This window comes from Bacillus sp. AK128, assembly GCF_053903075.1.
Genome location: NZ_CP096379.1, coordinates 4,348,483 through 4,366,039, shown reverse-complemented (window position 1 = coordinate 4,366,039; position 17,557 = coordinate 4,348,483). Strand labels below are relative to the sequence as shown.

Annotated in this window: 18 protein-coding genes; 16 read left to right on the top strand and 2 right to left on the bottom strand. The window is 38.4% G+C overall.

Going from position 1 to position 17,557, the window contains the following annotated elements:
• Positions 1-18 precede the first annotated feature (18 nt).
• Positions 19-1,473, top strand: coding sequence for a sodium/proline symporter PutP (gene putP / locus M1D60_RS21820; RefSeq protein WP_456276910.1), 1,455 nt, complete (start codon positions 19-21; stop codon positions 1,471-1,473).
• A gap of 100 nt (positions 1,474-1,573) precedes the next feature.
• Here the strand turns inward: putP and M1D60_RS21815 are convergent, their stop codons facing one another.
• Positions 1,574-2,125 (bottom strand): GbsR/MarR family transcriptional regulator, encoded by a 552-nt coding sequence (locus M1D60_RS21815; protein ID WP_456276909.1) that lies wholly within the window; start codon positions 2,123-2,125, stop codon positions 1,574-1,576.
• Positions 2,126-2,429: 304 nt separating this feature from the next.
• Here M1D60_RS21815 and proV point away from each other — a divergent pair, with 304 nt between their 5' ends.
• The 6 genes from proV (at position 2,430) to gatB (ending at position 8,814) form a co-directional block, all read left to right on the top strand.
• Positions 2,430-3,668, top strand: coding sequence for a glycine betaine/L-proline ABC transporter ATP-binding protein ProV (gene proV / locus M1D60_RS21810; protein WP_456276908.1), 1,239 nt, complete (start codon positions 2,430-2,432; stop codon positions 3,666-3,668).
• The gene (locus M1D60_RS21805) at positions 3,669-4,517 is read left to right on the top strand and encodes an ABC transporter permease (RefSeq protein ID WP_456276907.1); all 849 of its coding nucleotides are present in this window, start codon (positions 3,669-3,671) and stop codon (positions 4,515-4,517) included.
• Positions 4,517-5,422, top strand: coding sequence for a glycine betaine ABC transporter substrate-binding protein (locus tag M1D60_RS21800; protein ID WP_456276906.1), 906 nt, complete (start codon positions 4,517-4,519; stop codon positions 5,420-5,422). The genes M1D60_RS21805 and M1D60_RS21800 overlap by 1 nt, the downstream gene beginning before the upstream one ends.
• A gap of 187 nt (positions 5,423-5,609) precedes the next feature.
• Positions 5,610-5,900: an Asp-tRNA(Asn)/Glu-tRNA(Gln) amidotransferase subunit GatC gene (gene gatC / locus M1D60_RS21795; RefSeq protein WP_456276905.1), complete on the top strand. Its 291-nt coding sequence runs from the start codon at positions 5,610-5,612 to the stop codon at positions 5,898-5,900.
• Between the two features lie 13 nt (positions 5,901-5,913).
• Positions 5,914-7,371: an Asp-tRNA(Asn)/Glu-tRNA(Gln) amidotransferase subunit GatA gene (gene gatA, locus M1D60_RS21790; protein WP_456276904.1), complete on the top strand. Its 1,458-nt coding sequence runs from the start codon at positions 5,914-5,916 to the stop codon at positions 7,369-7,371.
• Between the two features lie 12 nt (positions 7,372-7,383).
• Entirely contained in the window at positions 7,384-8,814 is a 1,431-nt protein-coding gene (gene gatB, locus M1D60_RS21785; protein WP_456276903.1) for an Asp-tRNA(Asn)/Glu-tRNA(Gln) amidotransferase subunit GatB, read from the top strand.
• Positions 8,815-8,851: 37 nt separating this feature from the next.
• Here the strand turns inward: gatB and M1D60_RS21780 are convergent, their stop codons facing one another.
• The gene (locus M1D60_RS21780) at positions 8,852-9,070 is read right to left on the bottom strand and encodes a hypothetical protein (protein ID WP_456276902.1); all 219 of its coding nucleotides are present in this window, start codon (positions 9,068-9,070) and stop codon (positions 8,852-8,854) included.
• A 352-nt stretch (positions 9,071-9,422) separates the two neighbouring features.
• On the opposite strand from M1D60_RS21780, the gene M1D60_RS21775 reads away from it, so the two are divergent.
• The 9 genes from M1D60_RS21775 (at position 9,423) to phnE (M1D60_RS21735) (ending at position 17,543) form a co-directional block, all read left to right on the top strand.
• Positions 9,423-10,331 carry a diacylglycerol kinase gene (locus tag M1D60_RS21775; RefSeq protein ID WP_456276901.1) on the top strand — a complete coding sequence of 303 codons (909 nt, stop codon included), beginning with the start codon at positions 9,423-9,425 and terminating at the stop codon, positions 10,329-10,331.
• Between the two features lie 216 nt (positions 10,332-10,547).
• The gene (locus M1D60_RS21770; protein ID WP_456276900.1) at positions 10,548-11,009 is read left to right on the top strand and encodes a hypothetical protein; all 462 of its coding nucleotides are present in this window, start codon (positions 10,548-10,550) and stop codon (positions 11,007-11,009) included.
• Between the two features lie 12 nt (positions 11,010-11,021).
• Positions 11,022-11,474 (top strand): hypothetical protein, encoded by a 453-nt coding sequence (locus M1D60_RS21765; RefSeq protein ID WP_456276899.1) that lies wholly within the window; start codon positions 11,022-11,024, stop codon positions 11,472-11,474.
• A gap of 11 nt (positions 11,475-11,485) precedes the next feature.
• Positions 11,486-12,064 (top strand): SCO family protein, encoded by a 579-nt coding sequence (locus M1D60_RS21760; RefSeq protein WP_456276898.1) that lies wholly within the window; start codon positions 11,486-11,488, stop codon positions 12,062-12,064.
• Positions 12,065-12,130: 66 nt separating this feature from the next.
• Entirely contained in the window at positions 12,131-13,504 is a 1,374-nt protein-coding gene (rlmD, locus tag M1D60_RS21755) for a 23S rRNA (uracil(1939)-C(5))-methyltransferase RlmD (protein WP_456276897.1), read from the top strand.
• A gap of 371 nt (positions 13,505-13,875) precedes the next feature.
• Complete coding sequence (locus tag M1D60_RS21750) at positions 13,876-14,976, top strand: phosphate/phosphite/phosphonate ABC transporter substrate-binding protein (RefSeq protein ID WP_456276896.1); 1,101 nt, start codon at positions 13,876-13,878, stop codon at positions 14,974-14,976.
• A gap of 150 nt (positions 14,977-15,126) precedes the next feature.
• Complete coding sequence (phnC, locus tag M1D60_RS21745; RefSeq protein ID WP_456276895.1) at positions 15,127-15,903, top strand: phosphonate ABC transporter ATP-binding protein; 777 nt, start codon at positions 15,127-15,129, stop codon at positions 15,901-15,903.
• The gene (gene phnE / locus M1D60_RS21740; RefSeq protein ID WP_456276894.1) at positions 15,903-16,718 is read left to right on the top strand and encodes a phosphonate ABC transporter, permease protein PhnE; all 816 of its coding nucleotides are present in this window, start codon (positions 15,903-15,905) and stop codon (positions 16,716-16,718) included. The genes phnC and phnE (M1D60_RS21740) overlap by 1 nt, the downstream gene beginning before the upstream one ends.
• 18 nt (positions 16,719-16,736) lie before the next feature.
• A complete protein-coding gene (phnE, locus tag M1D60_RS21735; protein WP_456279516.1) occupies positions 16,737-17,543 on the top strand; it encodes a phosphonate ABC transporter, permease protein PhnE in 807 nt (268 codons plus the stop codon).
• Positions 17,544-17,557: the final 14 nt, after the last annotated feature.

Genomic DNA, 17,557 nt, shown 5'->3' with positions numbered 1-17,557 from the left:
AAAGAGGGGAGAGAGTAGATGGAAACCGCAACGTTAATAACGTTTATTGTTTATTTAATTGGTATGCTTGTAATAGGAATTGTGGCATACAGAATTACTAGTAATCTTTCAGACTATGTATTAGGTGGAAGGAGATTAGGGCCAGGAGTAGCAGCATTAAGTGCAGGTGCTTCAGATATGAGTAGTTGGTTACTCCTTGGATTACCAGGTGCTGTTTATGCGTCAGGTGGGATGAATCAGATTTGGCTCGCAGTTGGTTTAACAATCGGTGCATACTTAAATTGGCAATTTGTAGCTAAGCGCTTACGTAGTTACACTGAAAAAGCAAATGATTCAATAACAATTCCAGATTTCTTAGAAAATCGTTTCCGTGATAAAACAAAGCTGTTACGTGTGATCTCGGCACTAGTAATTTTATTATTCTTCACGTTCTACACAGCTTCTGGTATGGTTGGTGGAGCGAAATTATTTGAAGCTTCATTTGGATTATCTTATAGTGCTGCACTCTGGATTGGTGCAATTGTAATTATTTCATACACCTTCCTAGGTGGATTCCTTGCAGTAAGTTGGACAGATTTTATTCAAGGTATTTTAATGTTCCTAGCTTTAATTATTGTCCCAATTGTTGCAGTTATTGAGCTTGGTGGTTGGGGTGAAACGGTTGAGCAGGTTGGTAGCATTGATCCAACCTACCTAGATGCATTTGCTGGTATGACAGCTCTTGGTATTATCTCACTATTAGCATGGGGATTAGGTTACTTTGGTCAACCACATATCATTACACGTTTTATGGCAATTAAATCAGTGAAGGATGTTCCAAAGGCTCGTTTAATCGGTATGATTTGGATGGTATTTGGACTATTTGGAGCGATCTTCACAGGTTTTGCAGGAATTGCTTACTTCTCTAACGGAGGATTACCAGACGGTGAGCAAGTATTTATCCAGTTTACACAGGTTCTATTCAATCCTTGGGTATCGGGAATTTTACTTGCTGCAATTCTAGCAGCGATTATGAGTACAATTGACTCACAGTTACTTGTTTCTTCAAGTGCTGTTGCAGAGGATATTTATCGTTCTTTATTCAAGAAAGAAGCTGGCGATAAGGAACTTGTATGGGTCAGTCGTGCTGCAGTAATTGTAATTGCGCTAATCGCAATTGGATTAGCTAGTAATCCAGATAGCTCAGTATTAGATTTAGTTAGCTATGCTTGGGCAGGATTTGGAGCAGCATTTGGTCCGGTCATTATCCTTTCACTATTCTGGAAGCGTATGACGGGTAAGGGTGCATTAGCAGGTATGATTGTTGGTGCTTTAACGGTTGTAATTTGGAGCAATATTTCAGGTGGATTTTTCGACCTATACGAAATCGTTCCAGGATTCGTCCTTGCTTGGATTGCGATCTTAATCTTCAGTTCAATTGATAAAGAGCCAGAACAAGAAATCTTAGATGAGTTTGAAGAAGCAAAAGCATAATATCAAAAAGGGTTGTTGCAGAGATGCACAACCCTTTTTTAAGAAAAAATCAACGAGAAAGGACCAACGCAATTTTTGCGTTGGTCCTTTGTTTACTTACCTAATTCTGATCATCATCTCTTTTTTGTATAGGAATAAAATCTAAAATCTCCCTTGACTCAAAGCTATCCACCAAGCGATTTAACCAATCATAGTATTCCAAACTGTTATTAAGCTTAGCAATATCGGTCTCCGCAATCTGTTTAATCTCATCGTCGATTGAGGGATTAGCAAGTAGGTCAGTAAGCTCAATAATTGATTTCTCAATAGCACTTATATTCATGGAAATCCCAGTACGCCACTTAATTGTAAAGAAATCGAAGAATGATTGGTACCAGTCTTCCTCGACTGAATACAAATCCTTCCTAACTCCTTTTACCCATACCTTTTCCACCATATTTATATCGAGTAAACTTCTGACGGAAGTACTCATGCTCGTTTTGCTCATCCCAAGCTCTTCTTTCATTTCATCTAGAGTAAGCGGTTTATCTGAGAAGAAGAGTAAGCCGTATAATCGTCCGATCGACGGAGTCACTCCATATAGATTCATATTTTGAGCAATCGCATCTATAACTCTTGATCTAGATCGTTCTAAGATTTCTATTTCTTTCAACTAAATCACATCCTAATTTAGGTGTTGATCTTTTTATTTTATCTATTATGCTGTAACAGTTATCTACTTCTAAAACTGTTTACCTCTATAGACTACCTATTCAAGAAAAAAATGTAAAGTTGTCAGTCAATATGGAAAAGTGAGGATTTGGGAGTATTTATAAGTATTTTTACTATTTAGAACGTACAGTTTTTTCTGAACGTACTATACATACGATAATAACGGATTATGCAGTTTGAACCAATTTTGAAACCGATATATAATTAGAAAGTCCAGAAGCGACAACCTATAAAGAGGTGAAAGAATGGAAGAAAATATAAAAATACAGGTAAATGATGTGACCAAAATATTCGGAAAATCATCAAAAAAAGCTCTACAGTTACTTAAAGAAGGAAAGTCTAAGGATCAAATTTTAAAGGAAACGGGCTCAACAGTTGGGGTTAACCGTGCATCCTTTGAAGTGAAGTCAGGTGAGATTTTTGTCATCATGGGATTATCCGGAAGTGGAAAATCCACCTTAGTTCGATTACTAAATCGTCTTATTGAGCCAACACTTGGCCAGGTCCAGATTGATGGTAAAGATGTGGTGAAGATGAATAAAGAAGAACTACGAGAGGTAAGAAGAAAGAAAATCTCGATGGTCTTTCAGAAATTCGCCTTATTCCCACATAAAACGGTACTTGAAAACACTGAATATGGATTAGAAATTCAAGGTGTTGAAAAGACTGAAAGAAGTAAAAAAGCAGTAGAAGCTTTGGAATTAGTTGGATTAAAGGGGTATGAAAATCAGTACCCAAGTCAGTTGAGTGGTGGAATGCAGCAACGTGTCGGACTAGCGAGAGCACTAGCAAATGATCCTGATGTTCTTTTAATGGATGAAGCATTTAGCGCATTAGATCCGTTAATTCGGAAAGATATGCAGGATGAGTTGCTAGAATTACAATCTACCATGGAGAAAACGATTGTCTTTATTACCCATGATTTAGATGAAGCACTTCGTATCGGAGACCGAATTGCCCTTATGAAGGATGGAAGCATCGTACAAATCGGGACACCTGAAGAAATCTTAATGAATCCATCTAATGAATATGTTGAAAGATTCGTAGAGGATGTGGATCTATCAAAGGTACTTACTGCCCATCATGTGATGAAGCGTGCTGAAACGGTTCAAATCGATAAGGGACCTCGTGTTGCCCTTAAATTAATGAAGGATCTTGGGATTTCTTCTATATACGTAGTTGACAAGCAACAAAAGCTTCTTGGTGCGATCACAGCGAAGGATGCATCAAAGGCAGCGGAAGCTAATCAACCAATCGAAGGATTTATAGAAAAAGATATTACAGCGGTTGGAACAGAAACTTTACTGATTGATTTATTTGAAAAAGTATCAGCAGCATCCATTCCAGTTGCAGTCACAGATGAAAATAACCGTCTAAAGGGAATTCTCATTAGAGGGGCAGTCATCGGTGCATTAACTGGAAATGAACAATACATTAACGGGGTTCAGTTAACAGATGTTGATATAGCTAAGGAGGTAATGTAAATGGAAGGATTGTTACCAAGGCTACCCTTAGCAGACTGGATTGACCTCTTAGTAGATTGGATGACAGCTACCTTTGGAGGATTATTTGATGGAATCTCCACTGGAGTCGAAATGTTTGTTGATGGAATCGTAGCAGGATTAGGATTTATTCCATCCTTTGTATTAATCATTCTTGTTAGTTTACTAGCTTGGAAGATTTGTAATAAAAGAATTGCACTGTTTGCTTTATTAGGATTATTCCTAATTGATAACTTGGGATACTGGGAGGATATGCTTGAAACACTCGCTCTTGTTTTAACCTCCGTGTTAATTTCAATCATAATTGGAATACCAGCGGGAATTTGGGCGTCTCAAAGTGAAAGAGCAAGACAGGTTGTTACACCTATTTTAGACTTTATGCAAACGATGCCGGCATTCGTTTACTTACTACCAGCAATCTTCTTCTTTAGTATTGGGGTTGTGCCGGGGGTGGTTGCTTCCGTAATCTTTGCGATGCCACCAACAATTCGTTTAACGATTCTTGGGATTAAGCAAGTCCCAGCAGATTTAATTGAAGCTACAGAGGCATTTGGCTCTACAACCAAGCAAAAGCTGTTAAAAGTTCAGCTACCACTTGCAATGCCAACGATTATGGCAGGTATTAACCAAAGTATTATGCTTGCTCTTTCTATGGTCGTTATTGCATCAATGGTTGGGGCTCCAGGACTCGGTACAGAGGTTTATCGTGCCGTTACGCAAATTAAAACAGGTATTGGGTTTGAGGCTGGTCTAGCAATTGTAGTTATAGCTATTCTTCTAGATCGCATCACTCAAAATATAGGCAAGAAAAAACAAGGGGGAACAGTATAATGCTAAAAAAATTAGTAGGAATTACATCAGCACTAACGTTAACACTTGGTTTAGCAGCCTGTGGAGGTACAGAAACAGGAGGATCATCTGATGAATCTACAGAATCCACAGCAAGTGTAGGAGAACAAGTGGATTATGAGATTGTCGGAATTGACCCTGGTGCAGGACTTATGAAACTAACTATTGAGGAAGTTATACCTGAATATGGCCTTGATGAGTGGGAAGTAGTAGAAGGTTCAAGTGCTGCAATGGCAGCTGCCCTTAAAAAGGCATATGATGCAGAGGAGCCAATCATTGTAACAGGTTGGAGCCCACACTGGAAATTCGCAAGCTATGATCTTAAGTACTTAGAAGATCCAAAGGGAATCTACGGTGGTGCTGAGGATGTTAATACAATTGTACGTCAAGGTTTAAAAGAAGATCATCCTGATGCACATTTACTATTAGACCAATTTAACTGGGAACCAGAACATATCGAGACAGTTATGAACTTAATCCAAGGTGGAGCAGAACCAGCTGAAGCAGCTGAACAATGGGTAAGTGAAAATGAAGATGTAGTAAGCACTTGGACAGAAGGTGTAAACACAGCTAATGGTGAAGAAATTAAGGTTCTTTACGTAGCGTGGGATGATGTAATTGCAAGCTCACATGTAGTAGCAAATGTACTTGAGAGTGTTGGCTATGAAGTTAACTTAATTCAAGTTGACGCAGGTCCAATGTGGGCGGGTGTAGCAGACGGAAGTGGTGACGTAACGGTTGGTGCATGGTTACCAACTACACATGCTGACTACTATGCAGAATACGATGGGAAGTTTGAAGACCTAGGTGCAAATCTAACAGGAACAAAGTTAGGCTTAGTTGTACCAGCATACATGGATGTTGATTCAATCGAAGACTTAAAATAAATATAATGACCGAAAAGATAGCTTGTTCAACCGAACAGCTATCTTTTCTTTTAGCACTTTAAAGGAGTGGGGGACAGGCCCCCACTCCTTTAAAGTGTTGAAGTGCAGGTCGCTAGTTGATTAAAGCACGAAAACTTTGGTATTATCAGTATATTGTTAGTGTACGAATCTACGGAGGTGAAGGGAAATGTCACGTATTTCTAAAGATCAGGTGAAGCATGTGGCTCACTTAGCTCGTTTAGCGATCACAGAAGAAGAGGCGGAAGTATTTCAGAAGCAGTTAGATTCAATTATTACATATGCAGAGCAATTAAATGAATTGAATACAGATGATGTGGAGCCTACCTCTCATGTGCTAAACATGAGGAATGTATTAAGGGAGGACAAGGCAGAAAAAGGACTTCCGATTGAGGAAGTATTAAAGAATGCACCAGATCATAAGGATGGACAGGTTCGCGTTCCAGCGATTCTAGAGTAGGGGAGGGATATATATGTCATTATTTGACCATAAAATATCAGAATTACATAGTAAATTACATAAGAAAGAAATCAGTGCAACAGACCTAGTGGATGCTTCCTACAAGAGAATCGCTGCTGTTGATAACAAAATAAATGCTTTTCTTACTCTAAATGAAGAAAATGCTCGTGCTCAGGCAAAAGAGCTAGATAATGGACTTAATAATAGAGATGAGTTTGGTTTACTATTCGGGCTACCAATTGGACTAAAGGATAATATCGTAACAAAGGGTCTTCGTACAACATCCGGAAGCCAAATCTTAGCGAACTTTGATCCAATCTACGATGCTACAGTTGTGGAGAAGCTAAAATCAGCAGAAACTATCACAATTGGTAAACTAAACATGGATGAATTTGCGATGGGATCGTCTAATGAAAACTCTGGCTTCGTTCCAACGAAAAATCCATGGAATACAGACTATGTACCAGGTGGTTCTAGTGGTGGTTCAGCCGCCGCTGTTGCAGCGGGTGAAGTTTTGTTCTCTCTAGGTTCTGATACAGGAGGCTCAATCCGTCAGCCAGCATCTTATTGCGGTGTGGTTGGATTAAAGCCTACATATGGAAGAGTATCGCGTTATGGACTCATCGCATTTGCTTCTTCACTTGATCAAATTGGACCCATTACTAATACAGTAGAAGACAATGCTTATCTGCTCCAAGCAATTTCTGGACTTGATCCAATGGATTCAACGTCTGCTAATGTAGAAGTGCCGGACTTCCTATCATCTTTAACTGGAGATGTTAAAGGATTAAAAATTGCTGTGCCTAAAGAGTACCTCGGAGAAGGAGTCCAAGACTACGTTCGCCAGTCAGTCTTAGATGCTTTAAAGGTATTAGAAGGATTAGGAGCAACATGGGAAGAGGTATCCCTTCCACATTCAAAATATGCACTAGGTACCTATTACCTATTATCCTCTTCAGAAGCATCTGCAAATCTTGCACGTTTTGATGGAGTCCGCTATGGAGTTCGTTCGGAAAATCCAAAAAACCTTCTGGACTTATACAAGCAAACTAGAAGTGAAGGTTTTGGTAATGAAGTGAAGCGCCGAATCATGCTTGGAACCTTTGCATTAAGCTCAGGCTATTATGATGCCTATTATATTAAGGCGCAAAAAGTACGTACTCTAATTAAAAAAGATTTTGAAGATATATTTAAAAAATATGATGTCATTATTGGACCAACAGCACCGTCCCATGCTTTCAAAATAGGCGAAAAAACAAAGGACCCAATGACCATGTATGCAAATGATATATTAACCATTCCAGTGAACCTAGCAGGTGTACCAGGAATCTCAGTCCCTTGTGGGTTCTCAGATGGGCTACCGCTGGGCTTACAAATCATTGGTAAGCACTTTGATGAATCAACCCTATACCGCGTAGCTTACGCGTTTGAGCAAGCAACCGACTATCATAAGCAAAAACCAAATTTGTAAGGGGGTTAGACGATGAACTTTGAAACAATTATTGGACTTGAAGTCCATGTCGAGCTAAAAACGGACTCTAAAATATTTTCTAATAGTCCTAACCATTTTGGAGCTGCCCCTAATACACAAACAAGTGTCATCGAATTAGGGTATCCAGGTGTTTTACCTGTATTAAATAAGCGTGCGGTTGAATTTGCGATGAAAGCAGCCATGGCATTAAATTGTGAAGTGGCAACTGATACGAAATTCGATCGAAAAAACTACTTTTACCCAGATAATCCAAAGGCATATCAAATCTCCCAATTTGATCAACCGATTGGAGAAAATGGATGGATTGATATTGAAGTAAATGGGAATAAGAAGCGAATCGGAATTACTCGTCTGCACCTTGAAGAAGATGCTGGAAAGCTAACTCACTCTGGTGATGGCTATTCACTTGTTGACTTTAATCGTCAAGGAACACCTTTAGTCGAAATAGTGTCAGAGCCGGATATTCGTACTCCTGAGGAAGCATACGCGTATCTTGAAAAGCTAAAGTCGATTATTCAATACACAGGCGTTTCTGATTGTAAAATGGAGGAAGGCTCCCTACGTTGTGATGCAAACATTTCACTTCGTCCAATTGGTCAAGAAAAATTCGGTACAAAAACAGAGCTCAAAAATTTAAATTCATTTGCCTTTGTTCAAAAGGGGCTGGAATTTGAAGAAAAGCGTCAAGAAAAGGTGCTTTTAGCTGGTGGAATTATCGAACAGGAAACACGTCGTTATGATGAAGCCAAGAAAGAAACCATATTGATGCGTGTAAAAGAAGGTTCTGATGACTATCGTTATTTCCCTGAGCCAGACCTTGTTCAGCTTTATATTGATGATGAATGGAAGGCAAGAATTCGTGCGGAAATTTCGGAATTACCAGATGCTCGAAAAAAACGATATATTGAGGAACTAAAGTTACCAGCTTATGATGCAGAAGTTCTTACCAATACGAAGGAGATGTCTGATTTCTTTGAGTCTACCGTCAAAAATGGAGCAGATCCAAAACAAGCGTCAAACTGGTTAATGGGGGATGTATCTGCTTATCTAAATTCTGCTAATAAAGAGCTAGATGAAATTGCATTAACTCCCGAAAGCCTTGCAAAAACGATCACACTTATTCAAGATGGGACACTTTCTTCTAAGCTTGCGAAAAAAGTATTCCAAGAGCTATTAGAAAAAGGCGGAGATCCAGAGAAAATCGTCAAGGAAAAAGGTCTTGTGCAAATTTCCGACGAAGGTACATTACGTAAGATTGTCACTGATACGTTGGACGCAAATCCCCAATCGATTGATGATTTTAAAAGTGGGAAGGAACGTGCAATTGGCTTCCTAGTAGGACAGATTATGAAAGCGACAAAGGGTCAAGCGAACCCACCGTTAGTTAATAAAATATTATTAGAAGAAATTAAAGCTCGTTAAAAAACGGGAAGCACTCTTACATTTTTAAGAGTGCTTTTTAATGCCTTGTAGAAGAAATATGATCAATCTCACCAAAGGAAACCTTATAAACTGATTTTTCATCGTCGTTATAAAGTTGGACATATCGTTCATGCATGTCATAAGCAAGTAGCCTACCATATAGCCGGACACGACCCTTTTTTTGTTTCATTAAATCTACATAAATAAGTTCATTGGTAGCCTTCCAATTACTAAAATTCTTCTCCCAAATCTCCATGGTCATCCTCCAGTGCATTCAAGGATTTTATTAGTATACGAAGAAGGCTTCTAAGTTATTTAAGGTTTCTCATTATAGAAAGTAGGGTATACTGCTAAAGTGTAAATATTGGAAATGTATAAATTTTCCGGTATAATATAAAAGGTTTAGAATTTAAAAAAGGTATAGACTTACTCCATACAGAATATAATCAGAACACTTGTCTTTTATTCAAAGGCTGTTTTCGTAAAATATGTTGCTTTTGAGAGCTTTGTATAAACCTGTAGTTGGTTGGAGCGGAAAGCAAGCGCCTGCAGTGGAAAACGGAATTTATAATCAAACAGTCTATTCAAATGATACAGGATGATGAAAAATGAAACGTGCTAGAATAATCTATAATCCAACTTCAGGGAGAGAACTTTTTAAAAAACATCTTCCCGAAGTATTACAGAAGCTTGAAAAGGCTGGTTACGAAACCTCTTGTCATGCAACAACAGGTGCTGGTGATGCGACAAAAGCAGCAGCATTTGCTGTGGAGCGCAGATTTGATGTTGTCATCGCGGCTGGCGGAGACGGGACAATTAATGAGGTGGTAAACGGATTAGCTGAGCAGGAATATCGTCCAACCCTAGGAATTATTCCTGTTGGAACAACTAATGATTTTGCTCGCGCAGTTGGGGTGCCTAGAACGATTGAAGATGCGACCAATATCATATGTGAGGGTGCTACAATTCCGATTGATCTTGGAAAAGTAAATGGCCAATTCTTCATCAATATTGCAGGTGGCGGACGATTGACGGAGCTTACCTATGAGGTTCCTAGCAAGCTTAAAACAATGCTAGGTCAGCTAGCCTATTACTTAAAAGGAATGGAAATTCTCCCATCCATTAAACCAACCCCGGTCGAGATTGAATATGACGGTAAATCTTTTGAAGGAGAGATCATGCTATTTCTCGTTTGTAACACAAATTCAGTTGGTGGATTTGAGAAGCTGGCTCCAGATGCTAATTTTAGTGATGGTATGTTTGATTTAATCATCCTCAAGAAAGCGAACCTTGCTGATTTTATCAAAATTGCTTCACTTGCTTTAAAAGGTGACCACTTAAGTGATCCGCACATCATCTATACGAAAGCTAACCGAATTAAAGTAAGCTCTCAAGAAAAACTTCAGCTTAACTTAGACGGTGAATATGGTGGAGTGGTGCCAAGTGAATTTATTAATTATTATCAGCATTTAGACGTATTTGTTTCAATGGAAAAAGCAAAGCAACTTCAAGGATAAAAGTGGACCCTTTCTGGGTTTGCTTTTTTTTTGCTCTTTTCTAAAACTCTGTTGATTCGTTATTTTATTTTTTGGCTGTAAAACCAATATTTTAAGGAAATTAAGTATCAATTAGAAAAGAGTAACTCTCTTTATGTATAGCAAGTTTCTGATACTACGGAAAAAATTCGACTTTGGGGATTTTTACGCAAAGCAATAATCAATAGGAAGCTTTTATTGACCTCTTTTAAAATGGCTGCATATTTTAGTAAAGAGGTGAAGAATGTGGTTCATGAAGGGTTATTTTTATATGCGAACTTAATTTTTACCATCCTGTTATTTCTATATATATATAAATGTCGTAGGCTGATTGGTTTTCAACTCGGCATGAATATATCCATGATTGCAGGAGGGATGATTGCTATATCAACAGGAGTACTTCTTATTGCCCAATTTCCTTTACAGTTTGCCCCTGTTACGATAGCAACATCTATTTTAGGAATGATTGTCGGCAGTGCTTTTGGGTTGCTATTTGATTATCAGACGATGCTTACAGGATGGGCAAATGGTTTAATGATGGGATTAATGGCGCCAATGATTGGGGCAGTTACGGATGGATCGACCTTGTTTTTATGGTTTATGGAGCTAGCGCTACTTGCTGCCTATGGATTTGTAGCCATCTCTGTAAAAGGAACATAAGGAAGTGAATGAATGATTATTTTTTTGTTGCTAATCCAGCTTGTTACAATTCTTTTTACGTACCATATTCTATTACAGCGAAAGGAACTATTTGATGAACGGTTTGGAAAAACCTTCACGTTTGCCTCTACTGGGGTTAGTGGATTCATCGTCAGTATGATGCTGGTTTTTCTTTTTACAGGTAGCCATCTAGTTGTCGTAGGAGCAATCCTTCTGGGTTGCTTAATGGGAGCATTATTTGGTTCTTTATATAGGATGCAAACAGTCCTGCTAGGGATTTGGAATGGCGGGATTGGTGGACTAATGGGAAGTATGCTTGGGCTAGTTGTGTTAGATCCCGCATTATGCGGATTACCAGGTGTGGCTGCTCGTGATTTAGTAGGAAATATTATGCTTTTTTCTGTTTTTGGGACAGTTGTCCTTTCAATTACGATGTGGCTTGTTAGATTTTCACTTCGGGTATAAGGAGGTGTAAAATGAAATATTGGATTTGGGTATTACTTGTGTTGGCTGGTTCAGTCCTGGTCTATCTAGTTTGGCCAAATGAAGAGAGTTTACCTGTAATGAAAAGTGTAGAACCTTTTCAGGTTGAGACGATGCAGGATACTACCTATGATTTTGAAAGTAATAAGGTGAAAATTGTAGTTTTCTTTTATACGAATTGTCCTGATATATGTCCTATGACATTTGTGGATCTAAAGCTACTTCAAAATCAGCTCAAAGAAAGAGGTATATTTGGTACGAAAGTGGAATTTGTGGCCATCACAATGGATCCGGAGTTTGATACAAAGGAACGTTTAGTACAATATGCAGAAGCATTTGAGGTCGATGCTACAGGCTGGAAGGTAGTGCGTACATCTCTAAGTCACACAGAAGAGATTGCAGCTGATTTTCAGATGAGTTTTAAAAAAGAGGAGAACTTTATTGCCCATCGTACAACAATGTTCCTCGTCGATGCTGACAATAACATTCGAGCACTATACGATATGGCAAACCCAACTGAAAAAGTAGATCTAAATCAAATAATTACGGATCTTGATGAACTCCTGAAGTAAATAGCTTTTACTACCACATCTATGTTAAAATGACGGCAGTCAATCTAGCGGAAAAGGAAGTAGAATATGTCAAAGGGTACAGCACCAATAGAAAAAAATGAGACCTACCAGGTTACCTTTCATGATTTAACACATGATGGGGCAGGAGTAGCAAAAGTTGAGGGATTTCCAATCTTTGTTGGAGGAGCTCTTCCAGGTGAAATAGGGACAATTAAGATCGTAAAGGTGAAGAAAGGCTATGCATTCGGTCGATTAATGGAGCTTGAAACAAAAAGCGAGCATCGAGTGGAACCAGCCTGTCCAATCTATAAAAGTTGTGGAGGCTGTCAGCTTCAGCACATGAGCTATGAAGGCCAGCTTGAAGCTAAACATAAACAAGTAGTAGAGGTCCTTGCTCGAATTGGCCAGTTACAGGGTGTAATTGTACATCCTGTTTTAGGGATGGACGAGCCTTGGCGCTATCGAAACAAAGCACAAGTACCAGTAGGGGAACGTGAAGGTGGCTTAGTAGCAGGCTTCTATCAGCAACGTTCCCATGACATTATCGATATGGATGAATGTCTGATTCAAGAGCAAATCAATGATGATATTGTACAGGCAGCAAAAAAAATATGTGAAAAGTATGGGGTTCGTGCCTATAATGAGGAACGTCATAGTGGGAACCTCCGTCATATTATGGTTCGTTACGGACAAGTTACAGGTGAAGCGATGGTTGTCCTAGTTACGAAGGAAGACAAGCTTCCGAACAAAGAAAGAATGATTGAAGAGATTAGCAAAATTTCCACGACTATAAAATCAATCGTCCAAAACGTGAACAACAAAAAAACCAACGTCATTATGGGTGACAAAACAAAGATCCTTTGGGGCGAGGAGTATATCTACGACTTAATCGGTGATATCAAATTTGCCATTTCAGCAAGGTCATTCTATCAAGTAAATCCAAAACAGACAAAAGTACTTTATGATCAAGCATTAAAATATGCTGAGTTAAATGGTAGTGAGTCTGTGATTGATGCCTACTGTGGAATTGGAACGATCTCGTTATTTTTAGCACAAAGGGCTAAGCAGGTATATGGAGTAGAAATCGTACCAGAGGCTATTTCGGATGCGAAACGCAATGCAGAAATTAATGGAATTGAAAACGTAGACTTTGCAGTAGGTGAAGCAGAAAAAGTAATCCCTTGGTGGTATGCACAAGGAATCCGAGCGGATGTGTTAGTGGTCGATCCACCACGTAAAGGCTGTGATGAGGCTTTGTTACAAACGATCATTGAAATGAAGCCCAAGAAGGTAGTGTACGTGTCCTGTAATCCTGCGACTCTTGCTCGTGATTTACGAGTGTTGGAGGATGGTGGATTTAAAACGATAGAGGTACAACCGGTAGACATGTTCCCTCATACCACACATGTTGAGTGCGTGGCGCAGCTGGTGCTTAAGTAGAACCCCATGGTGAGGCAGTTGCAGATCGCTTTAAAAATTACACAATTACTCACCCTAGGTAAATAATATTAGAAGTAAGGCAACAATCCCGAACATAGGGAGTGTTGCCTTTTTAAATTCACAAATTTTAAGGAGTAGTAAAAGTCTTCATACTAATTATAGTGAAAACCAATTCAATTAGTCTGTTAAAACAACAATATGTACATAAATATCATTTAAATCCTCTTCCATTACTAAAATAACCATTTGAAATAAAAACACCAGATTTACATAATTTACATATTTTTTACATTTATATGGTATTTCTATTAAATATTGAATGTTATATTTTACTAGGTTAATCATTGTTTTCAAAATTAGGAGGAAAGATCATGTTAAAAAAATGGCTTACATTATTTATGATTCTTACACTAGCTGTTGTTGTGGCTGCCTGTGGATCATCTGAGGAAACAGCAACTACAGAGAAAGAAACTGCTACAGAAACAACCGAAACAGAAACAGAAACAGGAGCTACTGAAGAAGAAAATGAAAAAATAGATGAACTTAAAGTTAGCTTTGTTCCTTCAAAGGATCCAGAGCAAATTATTACCGCAACTGAACCATTAAAAGGACTTTTAAAAGAGGAATTAGCAAAGCTAGGATTTGATATTGGAAGTGTATCTATTGATGTAGGTACTACATATGAGGCAGTTGGAGAAGCTCTTTCTGCTGGTACAACGGATGTTGGGTTAATTCCTGGTGGAACTTATGTACTTTATGAAGATGGTGCGGAAGTAGTTTTAACTGCAACACGTGCAGCACTATCTAATGACTCAGAAAATGCAAAAGATTGGAATGACAACAAGCCTACTGAAGGTTTAACAGATAAGCAAGCAACATACTACAAAAGTATCATCATTGCAGGTCCTTCTGAAAAAGGGCAAGAGTTAGCTGCAAAAGTTAACAAAGGTGAGGAATTAACTTGGGAAGATTTAGATAGCGCAAACTGGGCAGTTATGTCTTCATCTTCATCAGCAGGGTATATCTATCCAACTCTATGGATGCAAGACAAATATAAGAAGAGCTTAACTGACCTTTCTAAGCTTGTTCAATCTGATTCATATGGTAGCTCATTTGCACGTTTAGCAGCAGGGCAAGCTGACGTTATTGTAGCTTATGCAGATGCAAGAAGAGACAATGAAGACAAGTGGACAACTGAATTAGGACGCTCGGCTTCAATTTGGGATGAGACAAACGTAATTGGTGTAACAAACCCAATTTACAATGATACGGTGAGCGTTAGCAAAAATTCTAAAATTATGAATGACGAGTTAAAAGCAGCGATTCAAGATGCATTCATTAACATTGCTAAAACAGACGAAGGTAAGGAAGTAATTGCGATTTATAGTCATGAAGGATACCAAAAGGCAAAAGCTTCTGACTATGATAATGAAAGAAAAGCACAAGATCTTCTTAGAGAATTAAAGAAATAAAAATTTACGATAACAGTACGATCCATTATGAAAAATGAGAACAGCCTTCATTAGGTAAGTTCTCATTTTTTCACGTGTTTATAAATGTGTGGAAAATGAAAGTGAAACTAGACTTTAAGAATCTTAGTTTATAAAGATTGGGGTAATACCATGATCCAGTTTATCAATGTAGAAAAAACATATGCAAATGGAACAAAAGCATTGCAGAACATCAATTTGAAAATAGAACAAGGTGAATTTGTTGCTGTAATTGGTCTATCGGGAGCAGGGAAATCTACCCTGATTCGGTGCGTGAACCGTATGCATGAAATTACAAGTGGAAAATTAATGGTAGATGATGTGGATGTAACAACCTTAAAAGGTAAGCAAGTTCGTCAATTACGTAGAAGAATCGGCATGATCTTTCAATCATTCAATCTTGTGACAAGAACTACGGTTATAAAGAATGTACTTGTTTCTTTTGTCCCTGATAACCCATTTTGGAGAAAGTTAACAGGGATTTATACGAAGGAACAAAAAATTAAAGCACTAGAAGCGCTTGATAAAGTAGGAATACTTGATAAGGCATATATCCGTGTGGACCAACTTTCAGGTGGTCAGCAACAACGTGTCGCACTTGCGCGTACTCTTGCCCAAAACCCAGATATTATTCTAGCAGATGAACCTATAGCTTCTTTAGATCCTGTTACATCAAGGATTGTTATGGATGACTTTAAGCGAATTAACAAGGATATGAAAATCTCGGTTGTTATGAATATCCATCATGTAGAGGTTGCTTTAGAGTACGCTGATCGAATCATCGGGATTCGTAAAGGGGAAGTTGTGTTTGATGGCCCATCAGAAGGAGTAACAAAAGGAATACTATCTGAAATTTATGGTGGTAATATAGAAGAATTTGAATCTTCTTTAGAGGAGAGATTGGCATAATGTATGATAAACTTTTTCCTCCAAAGAAATTGTTATTACCAAATGGAAAAGTGGTGCTAGAAAAGAGATCCCGAACACCTCTCATTGTGATAGCGGTCTTAATCGCCACATATGTATCTGTAAAATTCACAGGGTTTAGCATAGAAGTATTTTTCACTCGGATTAGTTATTTTTTCTCGATTCTTGGAGATATGATTCCTCCAAATTGGAGCTATCTCTCTCAAATATGGTCGCCACTCATGGACACGATCAAGATGTCTCTACTTGGATCCATTCTTGGTGCATTAGTAGCAATGCCGGTGGCTGTACTATCATCTAACAATATTATTAAAAATCCAATAGTAGTGTCTGTGTTTAAAGTTTTGCTAAGTCTCCTTAGAACATTACCATCTCTTGTTACAGCTTTAATTGCTACCTTCGTATTTGGGCTTGGTCCTATGGCGGGAACAGTGGCCATTTTCCTTTTCACTATCTCATATGTTGGGAAATTATTGTACGAGCAAATAGAGAATGTAGATATGGGTGCCTTTGAAGCGATGGAATCAATCGGAATGACAAGAATCCAATCGTTCCGTTACGCGATCATTCCCCAAGTGCTACCTAGTTATTTGTCTACATCGCTTTTCTGCTTCGAAGGGAACGTTAGATATGCAGCCATTCTAGGATATGTAGGCGCTGGAGGAATCGGCCTCCTAATTAATGAGGGGCTTGGTTGGCGTGATTATCAAAGTGTAGGAATGATTGTTGTTACCTTAGTCATTACAGTCTATTTAATAGAAACAGTTAGTGAGCATTTTAGGAAAAAGTTAATATAAAGGAGTCATACATGCATGATGACAGTAGTAGAAAAGCAGTTTCTTGCTGCACCACGTAATCATCGGTACGTCCTTACGGTTACGTTTATTGTCCTAGCTTTATTTACTTGGTCGATGACAACTGTAAGTATCAAAGCGATGGACGAAGCAGGACTAAAAGTTGCATCCAATATTATTTATGGTTTAACACATCCGGATTTAAATCTATTATTCAATTTTTCAAAGCAGAGTGTACTCTATCTTCTAGTAGAAACGCTTGCAATTGCTTTCTTAGGGACAATCGTTGGTTCCGTATTGGCTGTTCCTTTGGCATTTTTAGCAGCGTCCAATATAGTTCCTAAACCTGTGTCATGGTTAACTAGACTTTTACTTATATTCATTCGTACGATTCCAGCTCTGGTATATGGATTAATGTTTATTCGTGTTACCGGCCCAGGCCCCTTTGCAGGAGTATTGACCATTGGGTTAACTTCAATAGGAATGCTAGCTAAATTATATGTGGACGCCATAGAAGAGTTAGATGTAAAAGTACTAGAATCGATGACTTCGATCGGCTGTACGACATTTGAAAAAATCCGATTTGGTATTATCCCTCAATTATTATCCATTTTTATGTCAGTTATGATTTATCGTTTTGATATGAACATGAGAGATGCTTCTGTGCTAGGTCTTGTTGGAGCAGGTGGAATTGGTGCACCGCTTATTTTTGCAATGCGTGGTTATAAATGGGATCAAGTGGGTTCTATTCTAATTGGGTTAGTGATCCTAATTTTGCTTATTGAGTTTTTCTCCACAAAGCTTCGTTCAAAATTAGTTCGAGGTTAAGTATAATAAAAAGT